Here is a 19,625-nt window from a genome sequence, read left to right on the forward strand (position 1 = left end):
ATGTGCAACGCTTCATGCACAACGGCCGCCGACATTTCCATGTCGGCGGCCGTTGCGTATCCGGATCTGTCAGAGTGCGGTCGCGACCTTCCACGCCGTGTGGATGGCGCCTTCGATGTAGTCGACGCTGCCTGCGTCGCCGACGATCCGCACGTCGAGGCCGGAGTCCGCGAGCTGATCGGCCAGCGGCGCCGCAGCAGAGACACCGGACGCGACGATCACCATGCGCGCCGGCGCAGACATGCTCTTGCCGTCGACGGTGAACTCCACGGTCTTCGGCGTGATGCGGTGCACGGTCGCGTTGCGGTGCACCTCGAGGCCGACCTCGCGCGCGTGCTTGACGGCGGTCCACCGGCGCGGCATCGCCATCGGAACACCGAGCTGCTGACCCTCTGCGAGCAGCGTGACGCGGCTTCCGCGTTCGGCCATGAACTCCGCGAGTTCGAGCCCGACGAGAGAGCCGCCGATCACCACGACGTCCTTCGCCATCGGAAGGAACTTCAGGTACTTGCGGCTGAGGACGCGGATCTTCTCGGGGCTCGTGGTGATGCGGGCGAGCTTGCCGAGCCGGCCGGCCACGCGCAGGAAGAGTGACTGGTCCGATACGTCGCCGGTGCCCGTCATCAGCGCGCGCATACTGTCGCCGGTGTGCACGTGGGGGAGGGTGCCACCGGGGATCGCCGGTCGTTCACGCACCGCGCCGGTGGCCACGACCACGACGTCCGGGTTCAACTCACGCACCGACGCTGCTGTCGCCTCGGTGTTCAGACGCACGTCGATGCCGAGCCTGGCGATCTCCTGGGTCTGCCACTTCAGCATGCGTTCGTTGTCGGGGGTGGTCAGGCTGGAGAACCACATCGTTCCACCGAGCCGGTCGGCCTTCTCGAGGACCGTGACCCGGTGACCGCGCTCGGTCGCGACTCGCGCCGTCTCCAGGCCGCCCGGCCCGGCTCCGATGACCACCACGTGCTTGCTCGTCGCGCCTCGCACGAACGGCACGAGGGCTTCGTTGCCCAACGCGGGGTTGACCGCACAGATCGGGGTGGCATCCCAGAAGTTCTCCTGGACGCACACGTAGCAGTTGATGCACGGGCGGACCTGCTCGGTGCGTCCCGACTCGAGCTTGTTCACCAGGTCGGCATCGGCCAGCAACTGGCGACCCATCGCCACGAAGTCGGTGCGGCCCTCGGCGATCATCTTCTCGCCGACCTCGGGCAGCATGCGTCCCACCGTGATGATCGGGACGGACACCGCACGCTTGATGGCCGACGCGTTGTCCGTGTAGAAGCCGATCTTGTCGGGAAGCGGGCCGTCGGTGAAGTTCGCGAAGGCGTTGAGCGCGGTACCGGTGACGTGGATGGCGTCGGCTCCGGCCTGCTCGAACATGACGGCCGCGGCCGTGGACTCCTCGATGGTGAGACCGTTCGACTCGCCGTATTCCTGCCCGGCGAGGCGCACGATGACGGCGAGACTGTCGCCGACCTCGGCCTTGACCGCGCGGATCACCTCGACCGTCAAACGTGCCCGATTCTCCAGCGACCCGCCGTACTCGTCGGTGCGCTGGTTCGAGTACCGGCTCAGGAAGGCGCCGAGAACGTAGTTGTGGGCGGCGTGGATCTCGACCGCATCGCAACCTGCGGCCTTCACACGACCTGCGGCCTCGGCGAACATCCGGACCAGCCACGCGAGGTCCTCCGTGTCGGCCTCGTTGTAGGTGGTCTGTTTGCCTGCCGTGATGCCGGCCATCCGCTTCAGTTCGGCGGGGGTGTTGTCGGCGAACGCGCTCATGTCGCTCGGCGGCGTGGGGATGCTCGGAACCAGCTGCGGCCGACCCTCGAGCGTGTCGATGCGCGCGACCTTGCCGTGGTGCACCATCTGCACACACAGTTTGCTTCCCGCGTCGTGCACGGCGTCCGCGAGCGCTTCGAGTCCCGGAATGAACCGGTCCTCGGACAGGCCGGGCTCCTTCGTGCTGGCGCACCCGGCCGGGTACGCGACCGCGCAGCACCCGGTGATGATCAGCCCGGTTCCACCCGCGGCGCGGGCGACGAAATGGTCGATGTCGCCCTTTTCGATCTCACCGTCCTCGCAGAGGTTCATATCCATCGCGGGCATCACGACCCGGTTGTCCAGGGCGAGGGGGCCGATGGTGCCGGGCGAGAGCAGGCTGGGGAACGTCGGATGCCGGTTCGTCACGCCCGAAAAGTAGACCCCTCGGACAGATGCGGGCTGCACCGGTCCCGGCCTTCGAGACCTCCCTCACTCACCTCCGCTGAAGTGACACAGGAACCGACGTGAACCCGCCCGCCGGATATGCGGCGTATGTCGGTGTCGCTCCCTGGACGGCATCGATGGATTCGGTGGCGGCGAGTAGCTCCTCGATCAGAACCGTCAATTCGAGCCGCGCCAGCGGTGCGCCCGGGCAGTAATGGATCCCGCGACCGTAGAGCAGGTTGTCGGCCGGAGTGCGGTCGAGACGGAACTCGTCGGGGTCACCGAAGACATCCTCGTCGCGGTTCGCCGAGGCCCACAGCACCATGACGCGTTCGTCAGCCGGGATCGTCCGGCCCGCGATCGTCACCTCCCGTGTAGTGCGACGGCGGTTTGCGATCAGCGGTGCCTGCATGCGCAGGATCTCGTCGCACGCGGCACCGATGCGATCGGGCTCCGCGCGGAGATGACGTTGAATATCCGGATTCGACGCCAGGAACGACACGAGGATGCCGACACACGACGCGATCGTGCTCAGTTCCCCGACCGTCCAGTTACGGATGAGCGAGACCAGTTCGGCATCGGACAACGGTCGTCCGTCGACCTGCTCGGCGAGGAGATCGGTCGTGACGTCGCGGGGAGCGTTCCGTCCGGCGGTGCGTCGCTCGCCGAGCTGCTCACGGATGTACCCGTCGAACTCGAGGGCGATCGCCGACATGGCCGCGCGGTCGAGTGCGCGCGTCGCCTCCCGGTTCTTGCGGGTCCAGTCCCGTAGAGGTTCGTGGAGACGGTCGGGCCAACCCATGAAGCTGCATTGGATGTGGTTCGCGAACGGTTCGGCGAGCGCCGCGACGATCTCGACCTCACCGCCGCCGAGCGCGTCGACCAGGTTCCGCGACACCTCCCGGCACGCGGGTTCGAACGCCGCCATTCTCTCGGGCGTGAAATACCGGTCGTTGATTGCTCGGAACGGGGTGTGCTCGGGCGGATCCATGCCGTTGGGAACCGACAAGTGCGACGACACGGCGTTGCTGAACGTGTCGGGGTCGTCGAGAATCCGCACGGTGTCGGAGTGCCGGAACACCGTCCAGTTGCGATACGCACTGTGCGCCACGGGGCACCGGCCGCGCATCTCGTCGTACGCCGCGACCTGGTTCGCCTGTACTGCGTCGGATCGCGGATCCCAGTCCACTCGAGGTTCGTCGGTCATGAGCTCGAGTATGCCGACCTCGGAGTGCATGTTGTGCCGATTTTCAAGCCCCCGACGGTTTCCGTTCACCCCTGTGGTGCATCGTGAAAGACATGAGCGGACAGCTGATCGTGTCGGTGTCGGGGATCCGGGACGCCACGCGCGATGTCATCGACGGTTTCGCGCGGGAGATGGACACACGCGGAGTGCCGCTGTCGTTGTTCGTGGCACCGAGACTCAAGGACCACTACCGCCTGATCAACGATCCGGAGACCCAGGAGTGGCTACTCGAACGCCGTGAAGGTGGCGACGCGATCGTGCTGCACGGATACGACCAGGCCGCCACCAAGCGACGTCGCGCCGAGTTCGCGTCACTACCCGAACACGAGGCCCGTCTGCGTCTGCTCGCAGCCGATCGTGTGCTCGAGGAGACAGGGCTGCGCACCCGCCTGTTCGCACCGCCGCGCTGGCTCGCGTCGTCCGGTGCGCTCGCCGCGCTCCCGCAGACCGGTTTCCGTCTGATGGCCGACGTCGCGGGTATTCGCGATCTGGAACGCGACACCGTCGTCAAGTCCCGCGTGTACGGGATCGGCGACGGCGCGAAGACCGAACCGTGGTGGTGTCGCGCGATGGTGATCGGAGCGGGACGCGTCGCCCGGCGCGGCGAACTGCTGCGCGTCGCGATCTCCGGTGCGCACCTCGCGAAGCCGGGGCCGCGACAGGCGATGCTCGACGCGGTCGACATCGCACTGCATCACGGTGCCGAGCCTGCCGTCTACCGTTGGCAGCGCACCGTATTCGACCGCAGCGCTGCCTGAGCTCTGCTGTGCGACATCATCGGACTCGCCTCCCGCTGGGCACTACCGGTCGGTAGGCTTTCCGTCCATGGATGCAGACGTGATCGTGGTGGGCGCGGGTCTCGCAGGGTTGGTCGCTACGGGGGAGTTGATCGACGCGGGCCGCAAGGTGCTGCTCGTCGATCAGGAGAATTCGAACAATCTCGGCGGGCAGGCCTTCTGGTCGTTCGGCGGGTTGTTCTTCATCGACAGCCCCGATCAGCGTCGCCTCGGGATCAAGGACTCGTACGAATTGGCCCTCCAGGATTGGATGGGTACCGCCGGGTTCGACCGTGACGACGAGGACCGCTGGCCCCGCCGCTGGGCGCAGGCCTACGTCGAGTTCGCGGCGGGGGAGAAGTACGCCTGGCTCCGGGAGCGGGGCCTGAAGATCTTCCCGATGGTCAATTGGGCCGAACGCGGCGGTTACGACGCCGGCGGCCACGGCAATTCCGTTCCGCGCTTCCACATCACGTGGGGGACCGGTCCGGCACTCGTCGAGATCTTCGCGCGCAAGGTGCGCGACGGTGTCGACCGCGGACTGGTCACGCTGAAGCACCGGCATCAGGTGGACGAGCTGGTGGTGACGGGTGGCGCGGTCACCGGTGTGCGCGGCACGGTCCTCGAACCGACCACGGTCGCGCGCGGAGTGAAGTCGTCGCGCACCGCGGTCGGCGACTTCGAGTTCTCGGCGGGATCCGTGATCGTCACCTCCGGCGGCATCGGGGGCAACTACGACCTCGTGAAGAAGAACTGGCCGAAGCGGCTGGGGGAGCCGCCGAAGCACATGCTCACCGGGGTGCCCGCGCACGTCGACGGCAGAATGCTCGAGATCACCGAGAACGCAGGCGGCAACGTCGTCAACCGCGACCGCATGTGGCACTACACCGAGGGCATCACCAACTACGACCCCGTATGGCCGAACCACGGCATCCGCATCCTGCCCGGACCGTCCTCGCTGTGGCTCGACGCAACCGGCAAACGGCTCCCGGTGCCGCTGTTCCCCGGGTTCGACACCCTCGGCACGCTCGAGTACATCGTGAAAACCGGCCACGACCACACGTGGTTCGTGCTCGACCAGAAGATCATCGAGAAAGAGTTCGGGCTCTCCGGTTCGGAGCAGAACCCCGACCTGACCGGGCGCGATATCGGCCTGCTTCTGCAACGCATCAAGTCCGGTGCCCCCGGACCGGTGGAGGCGTTCAAGGAGCGTGGCGTCGACTTCGTGGTGCGCGACAATCTTGCCGACCTCGTCGCAGGCATGAACGAACTCAGCCCCGATGCGCCACTGGACTACGCGACGGTGCGGTCGACGATCGAGGCCCGCGACCGCGAGATCGCCAACAAGTATACGAAGGACCTGCAGGTCGCGGCGTTGCGTGCGGCCCGAGCCTACAAACCGGACCGGATCGCGCGGATCGCGTCGCCGCACCGCATCCTCGACCCCAAGGCCGGGCCGCTCATCGCCGTCAAACTGCACCTGCTCACCCGCAAGACGCTCGGCGGGCTCGAGACCGACCTGTCGTCGCGGGTGCGCAAAGCCGACGGGTCGGTGTTCGACGGTCTGTTCGCCGCGGGTGAGGTCGCGGGCTTCGGTGGCGGCGGCGTCCACGGCTACCGGGCACTCGAAGGTACATTCCTCGGCGGCTGCATCTTCTCGGGCCGGGCGGCGGGTCGCGCCGCCCGGTGATCAGACCGCCCGGTGATCAGACCTCTTGGTCGTCCTCGTGCTTCAGCACCCGGAACTCGGTGCCCTCGGGTGCCATCTCGGAGTACCGTCCGTAGAAGATCCCGTTGGCCTGGTCGGTGATGATGCCCTGGTGGATCGGCACCGCCACCCGGGGGTTGATCGCCCGCAGATAGTCGACGGACTCCCAGATCTTCAGCCAGGGAGCAGCGGACGGCAGCGCGAGCACATCGACCTTCTCGTGCGGGATGTAGAGCGAATCGCCCGGATGAAGTAGGCGTGCCGGGTTCTCGTCGTCGCCGACGAGGTAGGCGGTGTTGTCGATCACCGGCAGCTCGGGGTGGATCACCGCGTGGCGTCCACCGGTGCCGCGGACGGTGAGGTTGCCGACGGCGAACGTGTCGCCGGGACGCACCGCCGACCAGTCGCCGTCGAGCATCGATGCCGACTGCGGGTCCGAGAACAGTGCGGCGCCCGGGTTGGCCTCGAGCAGCGCGGGGAGTCGTGCCGGGTCGGCGTGGTCGGGGTGCTGGTGGGTGACGAGGACGGCGTCGAGCCCGGTGATCCCTTCGAAGCCGTGCGAGAAGTTGCCCGGGTCGAACAGGATCGTGGTGTCGTTGTGTTCGAGCAGGATGCAGGAGTGTCCGAAGTGCGTGAGTCGCATGGGTCCGAGTATGCCGGGCTCGACCGCTGCGCGTGGGCCGGTAAACTGCAGCGTGTCCGGTATCCGTCTCCGGACACCAGCACTACTACCGAGGAGCAGCACGTGGCGCGTGTCGTCGTCGAAGTCATGCCCAAGGCCGAGATTCTCGACCCCCAGGGCCAGGCCATTGTCGGGGCGCTGTCGCGGCTGGGCTTCGCGGGCGTGACCGATGTCCGTCAGGGAAAGCGGTTCGAGCTGGAGATCGACGGCAGCGTCGAGGATGCCGAGCTCGAGAAGATCGCCGAGGGTCTCCTCGCGAACACCGTGATCGAGGACTGGACGGTCCGTCGAATCGACGGTGAGGCATGAGCGCCCGCATCGGAGTCATCACGTTCCCGGGAACGCTCGACGACGTCGATGCATCCCGCGCCGTGAAGCTCGCCGGTGGTGAGGCCGTGAGCTTGTGGCACGGCGACGCCGACCTGAAGAACGTCGACGCGGTCATTGTGCCCGGCGGATTCTCCTACGGCGACTACCTGCGCTGCGGCGCCATCGCCCGGTTCGCTCCGGTGATGGGCAAGGTCGTCGAAGCCGCGCAGGGCGGCATGCCCGTCCTCGGCATCTGCAACGGCTTCCAGGTGCTGTGCGAGGCCGGTCTGCTGCCGGGTGCACTCACCCGGAACGCCGGTCTGCACTTCATCTGCCGCGACCAGTGGTTGAAGGTAGAGGCCGGTAACACCGCGTGGACGTCGCGATACGAGTCGGGCGCCGAGATCCTCGTGCCGCTCAAGTCGGGCGAGGGTCGCTACCAGGCGTCCGAGCAGATCCTCGACGAGCTCGAAGGCGAAGGGCGCGTCGTGTTCCGCTACTCGGGCGACAATCCGAACGGTTCGCAGCGCGGCATCGCCGGTATCTCCTCGGCGAACGGCCGCGTCGTGGGTCTCATGCCGCACCCCGAGCATGCCACCGAAGCGCTCACCGGTCCGAGTGACGACGGGCTCGGCATGTTCTACAGCGTTCTCGATGCCGTTGTGAACGCCTGATTTCCTGTTCTTCCGAAGTCCCCGCCGTCCACCAGGACGGCGGGGACTTTGCGTTCGGAAACGAAACGAGGGACCCCGTCGCCGTCCCGATCGGCTATGAGGTCCCTCGTCCGTATGCACCCGGAATTCAACCCCCCGATCGATTCCCGAGCCGGCGCCTCCGTCATCCCCCTCCGGCGGCGCCGAGCACAAGTGTGCCGGACTGGGCCGATCTTGTCGTGAGTAGGAATACGCAAAAGTTTGGGTATCCACAGTTCGGGTCGCGCGGACGTACGCTGTAGCGCATTGTCCCCGATCCCCTCACGAAGGACCGGTAAATGTCATCTCCCGGTACAGCTCACTCCACTCCTGCGACGTCAGGCGAAGCGCCTGTGCCCGAAGAATCTTCGGTGGAGCGCATGCTGCGCATCTTCGACGTGACGCCGACGGGGGAGAACAGCTTCACCGGGGAGAGCGACGGCGGAGGGCGACGTGTGGTCGATGGCACCCAGCTGCTCGCCCAGTCGATCGTTGCAGTGGCGAAACGATTTCCCGACAAGGAGATCCGATCAGCGCGGGCGATCTTCTCGCGCGCGGTCGATGCGGATGAGCCGGTCGATTTCGACATCGATGTCATTCACGCGGGACGCACCATGGTGAGTGCGAATGTGGCGGTCTGCCAGAACGGTCGACGCCACGCGATGGTATCGATTCTCGCGGACCTTCCGACCCCGGACGTCATCCGCCACCACGCGCCCCGACCCGAGGTCGCCCCGCCTGCCGAAGCCCATCGGAACGACATGCCCATGACCGGACGGGAGTTGCGGATCGTCGACGTCGTCGACGTCCGCAGCCCCGAAGAGGTCGGGCCACCCGAACTCTATGCATGGCTGCATTACGACCCGATCCCGACGCGTACCGACCTGGCCAAGGCGCTCGTTGCACACTTCACCGGGCACCTGTCGGTCTCCGCGACCATGCGGGCACACGACGGGGTGGGAACGAGTCAGGCTCATCGGACGATCTCGACCGGGATCATGACGGTTGCGGTCGCGTTCCACGACCCCGTCCGATGGGACGGATGGCTGCTCTACTCGCACGAGAGCACCCAGGTGGGTGGAGGGATGTCCTACGTGCGGGGCCAGGTACACACCGAAAGTGGGGAACTACTCGCGTCGTTCACCCAGGAAGCGATGATCCGGCCGCTGCAGGCCGACCATTCCGCGATACCTGCAAGCGCGCGGTTGTGAGACCTCAGGAATACCGAACAGGAGAGTGCCGATGAGTGTGCACGACGCCGAGACGCGCCCGCAGAGCACCACGGGCTTCGCGGCCAGGCCCGATTATCGGGTCGATATCCACGCACGCCGCAACGTGGTGCGTGCGACCTTGGACGGAGTACGCCTCGCCGAGACCACGGGTTCGTTGCTCGTCGACGAGCAGGACCACGGTCTGGTGTTCTATTTTCCGCGCGCGGACGTCGTGGTGGACCTGACACGGGCCGAGGAAGCCGGGTCGCGGTGTCCGTTCAAGGGTGAGGCCACGTACTGGCGTTTCGACGGTGACGGCGAGCAGTCGCTGTGCTGGAGCTACGAGGAGCCGATGCAGCAGGTAGCCCGGCTTCGCGGCTATGTGGCGTTCTACCAGGACATCGTCACGGTGAGTGTGGGGCAGGCCCACCCGGCGGTGTCGGGGCGCTGAGCGCAGCGGTGTCGGGGAGCTGAGCGCAGCGGCGAGTGCGAAGATGCTGTGCATGCCTTCGATCACGCATGCCGATGCCCAGGGTCTGTGTAATTTCGTCGACCTGTCGCCCTCACCGTTCCACGTGTGCGCGACTGTTGCGGCAACGCTGACCGACAACGGGTTCACCGAACTCGACGAAACCACCGGCTGGCCGGTCGAACCGGGCCGGTACTACGTGATCCGGGGCGGCTCGCTCATCGCGTGGAGCACCGAGGGCGACGACACGAGCCCCGCCCGGCCCTTCCGAATCGTCGGGGGACACACCGACAGCCCGAATCTGCGGGTCAAACAGCATCCGGATCTCGCGTCGGCGGGGTGGCAGCTCGTCGGCCTCGAACCGTACGGCGGGGCGTGGCTCAATTCGTGGCTCGACCGGGACCTCGGGGTGTCCGGACGGTTCACGGTCCGCTCCGGGCACACCACCGAGGACGTGCTCGTGCGCGTCGACAAGCCCGTGCTGCGTGTACCGCAGCTCGCCATCCACCTGTCGGAGGACAGGAAGGGAGTGCAACTCGATCCGCAGCGCCACGTCAACGGTGTGTGGGGGATCGGCAACGAACCACGATCGTTCATCGCATATCTCGCGGAGCAGAGCGGCGTCGATGCCTCCGCGGTCCTCGGCTGGGAACTCATGACGCACGACCTGGCACCGAGTTCGCTCGTCGGCGCAGACGGAGATCTGGTCAGCGCACCGCGACTGGACAACCAGGCCACGTGTTACGCGGGCCAGCAGGCGCTGCTCGCCGCCACCCGGCACGTGGCCGAGCATGCCGGGCCGATACCCGTGCTGGCCCTGTTCGACCACGAGGAGGTCGGCAGCATGTCCGATCGCGGGGCCTTCTCCGATCTGCTGAATACCGTCCTCGAGCGCATCGTGCTGGTGCGCGGCGGCGGTCGCGACGAGTTTCTGCGTGCTCTGGCGGGGTCGATCGTCGCGTCGGGCGACATGGCACACGCGACGCATCCGAACTATCCGGACCGGCACGAACCCGCCCACCGGATCGCGGTGGGCGGCGGACCGGTGCTCAAGGTCAACCAGAATTTGCGGTATGCAACCGACGCGGAGGGGGCCGGTGCATTCTCGCTCGCGTGCGAGCAGGCCGGTGTCCCCCTGCAGCGGTACGTCCACCGGGCGGATCTGCCGTGTGGTTCGACGATCGGCCCGATCACCGCGTCTCGGACGGGCATGACCACCGTCGACGTCGGTGCGCCGCAGCTCGCGATGCACTCGGCGCGAGAGTTGATGGGTGCGGCGGATGTGACCACGTATGCGGATGCGCTTGCCACATTTCTGACACCGCGCTTGTCTCGTTCTTGATACTGCGCTTGTCTCGTTCTTGATACCGGGCTTGCTTCATTCCTGAGACCGGCGCGCCGACCGATGCCAGACTGAGGGCGTCCAGTCCGGCTCGCGATCGGGGGTGTCGAGGTGAATGGCCCGTCCTTCCCCGACCACCTGCTCGGCCTCGACGAGTGGGTGGATCTTCCCGAGTACGACCGCTTCCACGTGGAGCTCTGTGAGGGGGTGCTGGCCGTGTCGCCGCGACCCGGGCCGGCGCACGACCACGCGGCGCTCGCGCTCGCGCTGCAACTCGACGAGCAGCTCCCCGACAACCTGTGCGTGCTCGGCGGGGTGGAGGTTCTGGTGCTGACGGACCCGCTCACGGTGCGCGTCCCCGACGCCATCGTGGTCGACCGGGCACTCGTCGACGCGGATCCCGATCGAGCTCCGTCCTCCGAGGTGCGGTTGGTACTCGAGGTCACCGTCGACGGCACCGCCCGCGCCGACCGGGTCACGAAATTTTCGGAGTATGCCGAGGCCGGCATTCCGCAGTACTGGATCGTCGATCTCACCGGTCCGCCGGTGATCGCGGTGTTCACCCTGGACTCCGGCTGGTATCGGTACGACGGTGAGCACAGCGGTGCTCCGACGCTGACAGCGGTCGGGAACGAGGTGACCGTGGACCTGGGCGGACTCGTCGTCCCCGGGGCTTCCGCGCCCGTCGAAGACCCTGCCTCTGCGCCCGTCGAACGCCGTGCGACCGCACCCGTCGAACACCGTGCGACTGCGCCCGCCGGCCAGGGCAGCGACGCGGTTGCCGACACCGCCGCGGCACCGGAAACGCCGGAGAGACCGACCCCCCGATAGACTGGCTCCCGGCAGTGCCCGCCCGGCCTGCTGTTTTCGATCCTGCTGTTTCTCGATCCCAGAGTGAAGGGACCCGACGCCCAGTGTCATCGCACGTGGATACCGTCACCCACGCCGCCGAAACCCCCGATGTCGCTCAGCCCTATCGGGAGCTGGGGCTGAAGGAAGACGAGTACACCCGCATCACGGAGATCCTGGGGCGGCGCCCCACGGACGCCGAGCTGGCGATGTACTCGGTGATGTGGTCCGAGCACTGCTCGTACAAGTCGTCGAAGGTGCACCTGAAGTATTTCGGTGAAACCACCACCGACGAGATGCGTTCGTCGATGCTTGCGGGCATCGGCGAGAACGCAGGCGTCGTCGACATCGGCGACGGCTGGGCCGTCACCTTCAAGGTCGAATCCCACAACCACCCCTCCTACGTCGAGCCCTATCAGGGTGCTGCGACGGGTGTCGGCGGCATCGTCCGCGACATCATGGCGATGGGTGCTCGCCCGATCGCGGTGATGGACCAGTTGCGGTTCGGCGCGGTCGACCACCCCGACACCCGGCGCGTCGTCGACGGTGTCGTTCGCGGTGTCGGTGGTTATGGAAACTCCCTCGGCCTGCCCAACGTGGGCGGCGAGACCGTGTTCGACGCCTCCTACCAGGGAAATCCGCTCGTCAACGCGCTGTGTGCCGGCGCGATGCGCGTCGAAGATCTGCATCTCGCGTTCGCGTCGGGTACCGGTAACCGGATCATCCTGTTCGGTGCCCGCACCGGACTCGACGGCATCGGTGGCGTGTCTGTTCTCGCGTCCGAGACGTTCGACGACAGCGAGGGCGGTGGCCGCCCGAAGAAGCTGCCGAGTGTGCAGGTCGGAGACCCGTTCACCGAGAAGGTACTCATCGAGTGCTGCCTCGACCTGTACCGCGAGAAGCTCGTCGTCGGCATCCAGGATCTCGGCGGCGCCGGGCTGTCCTGCGCGACGTCGGAGCTCGCCGCGGCAGGCGACGGCGGCATGCACATCTACCTCGAGCGTGTCCCGACACGCGCGACGGGCATGACCCCGGCCGAGGTTCTCTCGTCGGAGTCGCAGGAACGCATGTGTGCGGTGGTGGCGCCCGAGAACGTCGACGCGTTCATGGCCGTGTGCAAGAAGTGGGATGTGCTCGCCACCGACATCGGTGCGGTCACCGACGGGGAACGTCTGGTCATCACGTGGCACGGCGAGACCGTCGTCGACGTGCCGCCGCGCACGGTCGCGCACGAGGGCCCGGTCTACGAGCGTCCCGTGCAGCGTCCCGACACGCAGGACGCGCTGATCGCCGATACCACTGCAAAACTGAAGCGCCCGGAGACCGACGACGAGCTGAAGGCCACGTTGCTGAAGCTTCTCGCGTCGCCTGCGTTGTGCAGCCGCAAGTGGATCACCGAGCAGTACGACCGCTATGTGCGTGGCAACACCGTGCTGGCCGAGCACGCCGATGCCGGTGTGGTCCGTGTCGACGAGGAGACCGGTCGCGGTATCGCGCTGGCCACCGATGCGTCGGGCCGCTACACGCAGCTCGATCCGTACGCGGGTGCGCAGCTCGCGCTCGCCGAGGCGTACCGCAACGTCGCTACCACCGGTGCCACCCCGAAGGCCGTGTCCAACTGCCTGAACTTCGGGTCGCCGGAGGATCCCGGTGTGATGTGGCAGTTCCAGCAGGCCGTGCGCGGTCTCGCCGACGGCTGCGCGCAGCTGGGCATCCCGGTCACGGGCGGCAACGTCAGCTTCTACAACCAGACCGGTTCCACGCCCATCCTTCCGACGCCCGTCGTCGCGGTCCTCGGTGTGATCGACGACGTGCACCGTCGTATCCCCACCGGCCTGGGCCTCGAGCCCGGCGAGACGCTGATCCTGCTGGGGGAGACCCACGACGAGTTCGACGGATCCATCTGGGCGCAGGTCGAACACGACCACCTCGGCGGTGTGCCGCCGAAGGTCGACCTCGAGCGGGAACGCCTGCTGTCGGAGATTCTCCTCGCCGCGTCGCGCGACGGGCTGGTCTCCGCGGCCCACGACCTGTCCGAGGGTGGGTTGGCCCAGGCGGTTGTCGAAGCCTCGCTCGCCGGCGAGACGGGTTGCCGGATCCTGCTGCCCGAGGGCGCAGATCCGTTCGTCACGCTGTTCTCCGAGTCCACGGGTCGTGTTCTCGTCGCGGTCCCGCGTACCGAGGAATCCCGGTTCACGGGTATGTGCTCGGCACGGAACATGCCGTGGGTCCGGATCGGTGTCGTCGACGAAGGATCCGACTCGATCGAGGTTCAGGGACACTTCTCGGTGCCCATGAGCGATCTCCGCGAGGTTTACGAAGGCACCTTGCCGGCGCTGTTCGGGTAACCGTATGGCGGCTACCCAGGTCGACAGGCTGGCAGCGATAGAAGCCCGTCAAGGGCAGATCATCGCCGCAGTCACCGATTTCGGTGAACGCCACCCCCTCACCGCTCGGGTGTGGGGGTGGCTCAGCCTCGATACGACCGGGGTGGCCTTCGCCGCTCTGTTCTTCTGCTGGTCTCTGTCGCCGTCGCTGCTGCCGCGCGACTGGCTGTTCCAAGGAATCATCGGCGGGATCAACGCCGCGATCGGGTATGGGCTGGGCTGCGTCGTGGGCTGGGCCGTCACCCGATTCGTGCTCCGGGGCCAGTCATGGTGGCCGCTACCGCTGCCCGTCGAACGCGCGATCATGGTGGCGGTGCCCGTCGCCGGTATCCTCGCATCGCTGGTCGCGCTCGTGCTCGCCGCCGGCCAGCAACGACAGCTGGCCTCCCTCATGAACGCAGAGGGCACCACCACCTCCGGCTACCTGCGGACGTGCCTGCTCGCCCTCGCCGTTGCCGCGCTGCTGATCTCGTTGTGGCGCGGACTGCGCGACATCGGCCGCTGGATCTCCGGGCACCTCGTCCGCCGCACACGCATGCCGGTGGGTCTGGCCCGCACTCTCGCGGTGATGCTCGTCGTCCTCGCGACCTTCATGCTCATCGACGGTGTGCTCCTGCGTGTGGCCTACGCGATCACGAACTCGGCGTTCAGCCTCCAGGACGACACCACCCGACCTGGGGCGATACAACCGCTCGACCCCTCGAAATCCGGAAGCCCCGAATCGTTCGCTCCGTGGGAGACGCTCGGATTCGAGGGCCGGAACTTCGTGTCGCGGGGGCTGGACGCCGACGAACTCACTGCTATCAACGGTGAGCCCGCGCAGGAGCCCATTCGCGTCTATGTCGGGCTCGACACCGCCGAAACACCCGAGGAACGTGTGGATCTCGTCGTCGACGAGCTCGAGCGGACCGGTGCGTTCGACCGTTCCGTGCTGGTGCTCATTCCCACGACGGGGACCGGCTGGGTCAATCCCACGGCGGCGCAGTCGATGGAACTCGTGCACAACGGCGATGTCGCGATGGTCGCGTGGCAGTACTCGTTCCTGCCGAGCTGGATCTCGTTCCTTGCAGACAAGGAAAAAGCTGCTGCCGCAGGGAAGATGCTGATCGACCGCGTGCACCAGCGCTGGCTCGAGCTCCCCGAGGCCGATCGTCCCGAACTGTTCGTCTACGGCGAGAGCCTCGGAACCCAGTCGGGTGAGGGCGCTTTCGACAACCTCGCCGATATCCGCGAGACCGTCGACGGTGTGCTGTGGACTGGTCCGCCGAATTCGAATCGGCTGTGGGGTCAACTCGTCGAACGCCGCGACCCGGGCAGTACCGAGGTCGATCCGGTCTATGCCGACGGACTCGTCGTCCGGTTCGCGGACAGCCGCGAAGACATCTACGTTCCCGACACCCCGTGGTTGTCGCCGCGCGTGCTGTACATCCAGCATGCGTCGGACCCGGTGGTGTGGTGGTCACCCGACCTGCTGTTCACGCGACCCGACTGGCTCTCGGAGCCGCCCGGACCCGACCGGCTGCCGCAGATGCGCTGGTTCCCGTTCGTCACGTTCTGGCAGGTCTCGGCCGATCTGACGAACGCGGCGGGGGTGCCGGACGGGCACGGACACAACTACGGCACCACTGTGCTCGACGGATGGGTCGCGGTGACGCAACCCGAGGGATGGACCGACACCGACACCGAACGGATCCGGATAGCGTTGGAGGCGCTGCGCAACACGCAGGGGCCGGAGAAATGAGCGTCGCGATGTGGCGCGGGCCGGTCGCTGCCGTTGCTGTGGTGGCGCTCGGGGCGGTCCTGCCCGCAGCCCCCGTCGGGCCGCGGGGCCGCGCGCTGCTCGCGCTCGGTGCGGGAGTCGGCGCGGTGGCGTTGACCCGCGCGTCGGGTCTCGATCGTCATGCTCTCGGTCTCGATGTGTCGCGGCTGCGGGCAGGCCTGCGGTGGGGAGCCGCCGCGGCAGGAGCCATCGGGGCCGGCTACGTCGTCGCGCTGTCCGTTCCGGCGCTGCGTGCCCACTTCGTCGACGACGAACGGGGCAGGCGCGAGGACTTCTACGAATGGATCGGCCTGCACATTCCGGTCGGCACAGTCCTCGCCGAAGAATTGCTCTTCCGGGGTGCGCTGACGGCCCTCGTCGGACCGGTACCTCAGGCCGTGGCGTTCGGGCTGTGGCACGTGCGCCCCGCCATCGCCGTCGGAGACGGCGTCGCGACGACGGTGGTCGTCACGGGCCTGTCGGGCTTGGCTCTCGCGTGGTTGCGAAGGGGGAGCGGCAGCGTTCTCGCGCCGGCACTGGCTCATCTTGCGATCAACGTCGGGGGAGCGGTCGCGGTGCGGGTCGCGACGGTCGGGACCGGTACCGGCCGGTACCGCCCAGCGAATTAAGCTGGACGGCCATGGCCCCCCGCAAGACCGTTAATCCCGCCGATCTCCGTGAGGCACTCCTGCGCGTCGGGCCGTGGGTGTCGGGCAGTAGCGACGAGAAGCCACCGAGGGCGGACCTCGCTGCGGCGGTGCGGCTCAGTGCGCGCACCCTCGAGCAGATCGCGCCTGGTTCGAGTGTCGAGGTGCGGGTGCCTCCGTTCGTGGCGGTGCAGTGCATCGAAGGCCCGCGGCATACGCGTGGGACGCCCCCCAATGTCGTGGAGACGGACCCCCGCACGTGGCTGCGTCTCGTCGTGGGACTCGAGGTGTTCGACGACGCGGTGGGCACGGGAGGGGTGGATGCGTCGGGTGCGCGGGCAGGGGAGATCGCGCACTGGCTACCGCTGCTACGGCTCTGATCGGCGGGCTCGTTCGGGTGTGTGGTCGGGGACGTCCCGGACGACACGTAGAATGGAGCTGCCCCGATTTTGTCCAGCCCCAGGGAGCACCCCGGTGACCAGTGCCGATCTGTCGGTTCACACACGCAATCTTCTCACCCCGGACGAACCCGAGAACGAGCCGCGCGAAGAGTGCGGCGTCTTCGGTGTCTGGGCTCCCGGCGAGGACGTGGCGAAACTCACGTACTACGGGTTGTACGCGCTTCAGCACCGCGGCCAGGAGGCCGCGGGCATCGCCGTCTCCGACGGTGCGCAGGTCCTCGTGTTCAAGGATCTGGGCCTGGTGAGCCAGGTCTTCGACGAGCAGACCCTCGCCGCGATGCCCGGCCACATCGCCGTCGGCCACTGCCGTTACTCGACCACCGGGTCGACGACGTGGGAAAACGCGCAGCCGATCTTCCGCACCACCGCGGCAGGCACGGGCGTGGCCCTCGGCCACAACGGAAACCTCGTCAACACCGCCGAGCTTGCACAGAAGGGCCGCGAGCTGGGGGTGTTCGACTCCGTCCGCTCCGGAGCCGCGACCTCGGATTCCGACCTCGTCGGTGCGCTGCTGGCCCATGCGGCGGCCGACAGCACGATCGAGGAAGCAGCGCTGAAGTTGCTGCCGAGCCTTCGTGGCGCATTCTGCCTGACCTTCATGGACGAGCACACCCTCTACGCGGCGCGCGACCCCTGGGGTATCCGGCCGCTGTGCCTGGGCCGCCTCGATCGTGGCTGGGTCGTCGCGAGCGAGACTGCAGCGCTCGACATCGTCGGTGCTTCGTTCGTTCGCGACATCGAGCCCGGTGAGCTGCTGGCGATCGACGCGGATGGTGTCCGTTCGTCTCGTTTCGCAGCGCCCGAACCGAAGGGCTGCGTCTTCGAATACGTGTATCTGGCGCGCCCGGACTCGACGATCAGCGGTCGCTCGGTGCACGCGACCCGCGTCGAGATCGGCCGGCGACTCGCCAAGGAACATCCCGTCGACGGCGACCTCGTGATTCCGGTCCCCGAATCCGGTACTCCCGCCGCGGTGGGCTACGCCCAGGGCTCGGGTCTGCCGTACGGACAGGGTCTGATGAAGAACGCCTACGTGGGCCGTACCTTCATCCAGCCGAGCCAGACGATCCGTCAGCTGGGTATCCGGCTCAAGCTGAACCCGCTGCGCGAGGTCATCCGAGGCAAGCGGCTCGTCGTCGTGGACGATTCGATCGTGCGTGGTAACACGCAACGCGCGCTGATCCGCATGCTGCGGGAGGCCGGGGCGCTCGAGATCCACGTCCGGATCGCGTCGGCACCGGTGAAGTGGCCGTGTTTCTACGGCATCGACTTCGCGTCGCCCGCCGAGCTCATCGCGAACGGTGGCGGCCACCGCGACACGAAGGTCGACGAGCACGACTACGACGAGATGGTCGAGATGGTGCGCCGGTCGATCGGCGCGGATTCGCTCGGCTACATCTCGATCGACGGAATGGTCGGCGCGACCGAGCAGCCCTCCTCGCGACTGTGCGCAGCGTGTTTCGACGGTCATTACCCGATCGCGTTGCCCACTGGGCACGCGATCGGCAAGGGTGTCCTCGAGGGGATCGTCGATACGGAATCTGATACGCCGACGGTCTTGGACAACGCCAACGCGGACGTTCTGAGTCGCCCGTAAACCCCGTTCCGGTACCGTGAGTGCGCGGTCGGCTCAGTCGGGCCCGCTTTCGCATGCGTTCTGACGGACGCCGGCCACCCTGCATTTCGGTCACGAACGTGCCGTCACGCAACTGACAACCTTATTCACAACTCGAGGCTGGAGCCGACAACCCATGACCGAGGAGACAACCCCCGGAGCTTCCTACGCAGCGGCAGGCGTGGACATCGAGGCAGGCGACAAGGCCGTCGAACTGTTCGCCCCGCACGCGAAGAGGGCCACACGACCGGAGGTGCTCGGAGGTCTCGGGGGCTTCGCGGGCCTGTTCGCACTCAAGGGCGACTACAAGGAACCCCTCCTCGCCGCGTCCACCGACGGCGTCGGCACGAAGCTCGCGGTGGCGCAGGCATTGGACAAGCACGACACCGTCGGTCTCGACCTGGTGGCCATGGTCGTCGACGACCTGGTGGTGTGCGGTGCCGAGCCGCTGTTCCTGCAGGACTACATTGCCGTCGGGCGCGTCGTGCCCGAGCGTGTCGCCGAGATCGTCGCGGGTATCGCCGAGGGCTGTGTCCAGGCCGGCTGCGCCCTCCTCGGTGGCGAGACCGCAGAACACCCCGGTGTGATGGCCGACGGCGACTACGACCTGTCGGCGACGGGCATCGGTGTGGTGGAGGCCGACAAGCTCCTGGGACCCGACCGCGTCCGCCCGGGCGACGTCGTGATCGCGATGCGGTCGTCGGGTCTGCATTCCAACGGATACTCCCTGGCGCGCAAGGTGCTGCTCGAGATCGGCAAGATGAGCCTGACGGCGCACGTCGACGAGTTCAGCCGCTCGCTCGGTGAGGAACTGCTCGAGCCGACGCGGATCTACGCGAAGGACTGCCTGGCTCTCGCCGCCGAGACGGAGGTGCGCACCTTCTGTCACGTCACCGGTGGTGGACTCGCGGGGAACCTGGCACGCGTGATGCCGAAGGGCCTCGTTGCGGAGCTCGACCGCACCACCTGGAGCCCGGCGCCCGTGTTCGGGATGATCGCTCAGCGTGGCCGGGTCGAGCGCGTGGAGATGGAGAAGACCTTCAACATGGGCGTCGGCATGGTCGCGATCGTCGCGCCGGAGGACGTCGACCGTGCCCTTGCGGTGCTCACGGCTCGGCACATCGAGAGCTGGACCCTGGGAACGGTCCGCAAGGCGCAGGACGCCGACGGTGACCGTGCGCTGCTCGTGGGAGATCACCCCCGCTTCTGACGGACGGAACAACACGAACAAAGGGTCGGGGATCCACGCTGGAGCGTC

General features: G+C 67.4%; 17 protein-coding genes. 14 read left to right on the forward strand and 3 right to left on the reverse strand.

Annotation, left to right across the window (positions count from 1 at the left end):
- Window positions 1-69 precede the first annotated feature (69 nt).
- Together ACFWCF_RS22680 and ACFWCF_RS22685 are read right to left on the reverse strand one after the other, a co-directional pair.
- Entirely contained in the window at window positions 70-2,196 is a 2,127-nt protein-coding gene (locus tag ACFWCF_RS22680; protein ID WP_378566340.1) for an FAD-dependent oxidoreductase, read from the reverse strand.
- Window positions 2,197-2,263: 67 nt separating this feature from the next.
- The gene (locus ACFWCF_RS22685) at window positions 2,264-3,421 is read right to left on the reverse strand and encodes a cytochrome P450 (RefSeq protein ID WP_378566343.1); all 1,158 of its coding nucleotides are present in this window, start codon (window positions 3,419-3,421) and stop codon (window positions 2,264-2,266) included.
- Window positions 3,422-3,513: 92 nt separating this feature from the next.
- Here ACFWCF_RS22685 and ACFWCF_RS22690 point away from each other — a divergent pair, with 92 nt between their 5' ends.
- Window positions 3,514-4,218: a DUF2334 domain-containing protein gene (locus ACFWCF_RS22690; protein ID WP_378490922.1), complete on the forward strand. Its 705-nt coding sequence runs from the start codon at window positions 3,514-3,516 to the stop codon at window positions 4,216-4,218.
- A gap of 67 nt (window positions 4,219-4,285) precedes the next feature.
- On the forward strand, window positions 4,286-5,926 hold the full coding sequence (locus tag ACFWCF_RS22695; RefSeq protein WP_378566346.1) for an FAD-binding dehydrogenase: 1,641 nt from the start codon (window positions 4,286-4,288) through the stop codon (window positions 5,924-5,926).
- Window positions 5,927-5,942: 16 nt separating this feature from the next.
- On the opposite strand, the gene ACFWCF_RS22700 is transcribed toward ACFWCF_RS22695, so the two are convergent.
- A complete protein-coding gene (locus ACFWCF_RS22700) occupies window positions 5,943-6,587 on the reverse strand; it encodes an MBL fold metallo-hydrolase (protein WP_378566349.1) in 645 nt (214 codons plus the stop codon).
- Window positions 6,588-6,689: 102 nt separating this feature from the next.
- On the opposite strand from ACFWCF_RS22700, the gene purS reads away from it, so the two are divergent.
- The 12 genes from purS (at window position 6,690) to purM (ending at window position 19,577) form a co-directional block, all read left to right on the forward strand.
- Entirely contained in the window at window positions 6,690-6,935 is a 246-nt protein-coding gene (purS, locus tag ACFWCF_RS22705) for a phosphoribosylformylglycinamidine synthase subunit PurS (RefSeq protein WP_378490940.1), read from the forward strand.
- Entirely contained in the window at window positions 6,932-7,609 is a 678-nt protein-coding gene (purQ, locus tag ACFWCF_RS22710) for a phosphoribosylformylglycinamidine synthase subunit PurQ (protein ID WP_378566352.1), read from the forward strand. Before purS ends, purQ begins: the two co-directional genes overlap by 4 nt.
- Before the next feature lie 398 nt (window positions 7,610-8,007).
- Complete coding sequence (locus ACFWCF_RS22715; RefSeq protein WP_378566385.1) at window positions 8,008-8,838, forward strand: acyl-CoA thioesterase; 831 nt, start codon at window positions 8,008-8,010, stop codon at window positions 8,836-8,838.
- 31 nt (window positions 8,839-8,869) lie between these two features.
- Entirely contained in the window at window positions 8,870-9,289 is a 420-nt protein-coding gene (locus ACFWCF_RS22720; protein WP_378566355.1) for a DUF427 domain-containing protein, read from the forward strand.
- Window positions 9,290-9,341: 52 nt separating this feature from the next.
- Window positions 9,342-10,649 (forward strand): M18 family aminopeptidase, encoded by a 1,308-nt coding sequence (locus ACFWCF_RS22725; RefSeq protein ID WP_378566358.1) that lies wholly within the window; start codon window positions 9,342-9,344, stop codon window positions 10,647-10,649.
- A 111-nt stretch (window positions 10,650-10,760) separates the two neighbouring features.
- Window positions 10,761-11,480, forward strand: a complete 720-nt coding sequence (locus ACFWCF_RS22730) for a Uma2 family endonuclease (protein ID WP_378566361.1) — start codon at window positions 10,761-10,763, stop codon at window positions 11,478-11,480.
- Window positions 11,481-11,563: 83 nt separating this feature from the next.
- Entirely contained in the window at window positions 11,564-13,846 is a 2,283-nt protein-coding gene (gene purL / locus ACFWCF_RS22735; protein ID WP_378490929.1) for a phosphoribosylformylglycinamidine synthase subunit PurL, read from the forward strand.
- Window positions 13,847-13,850: 4 nt separating this feature from the next.
- Window positions 13,851-15,626, forward strand: a complete 1,776-nt coding sequence (locus ACFWCF_RS22740; protein ID WP_378566365.1) for an alpha/beta hydrolase — start codon at window positions 13,851-13,853, stop codon at window positions 15,624-15,626.
- On the forward strand, window positions 15,623-16,273 hold the full coding sequence (locus ACFWCF_RS22745; RefSeq protein ID WP_378566367.1) for a CPBP family intramembrane glutamic endopeptidase: 651 nt from the start codon (window positions 15,623-15,625) through the stop codon (window positions 16,271-16,273). The genes ACFWCF_RS22740 and ACFWCF_RS22745 overlap by 4 nt, the downstream gene beginning before the upstream one ends.
- Window positions 16,274-16,284: 11 nt before the next feature.
- Complete coding sequence (locus ACFWCF_RS22750) at window positions 16,285-16,671, forward strand: sterol carrier family protein (RefSeq protein WP_378566370.1); 387 nt, start codon at window positions 16,285-16,287, stop codon at window positions 16,669-16,671.
- A 94-nt stretch (window positions 16,672-16,765) separates the two neighbouring features.
- The gene (gene purF / locus ACFWCF_RS22755) at window positions 16,766-18,349 is read left to right on the forward strand and encodes an amidophosphoribosyltransferase (RefSeq protein WP_378566373.1); all 1,584 of its coding nucleotides are present in this window, start codon (window positions 16,766-16,768) and stop codon (window positions 18,347-18,349) included.
- 154 nt (window positions 18,350-18,503) lie between these two features.
- Window positions 18,504-19,577 carry a phosphoribosylformylglycinamidine cyclo-ligase gene (gene purM, locus ACFWCF_RS22760; RefSeq protein ID WP_378490934.1) on the forward strand — a complete coding sequence of 358 codons (1,074 nt, stop codon included), beginning with the start codon at window positions 18,504-18,506 and terminating at the stop codon, window positions 19,575-19,577.
- The last annotated feature ends 48 nt before the right edge of the window (window positions 19,578-19,625 follow it).

The sequence above is a fragment of the Rhodococcus sp. NPDC060090 genome, from assembly GCF_042729855.1.
Taxonomy (GTDB): Bacteria; Actinomycetota; Actinomycetes; order Mycobacteriales; family Mycobacteriaceae; genus Rhodococcus.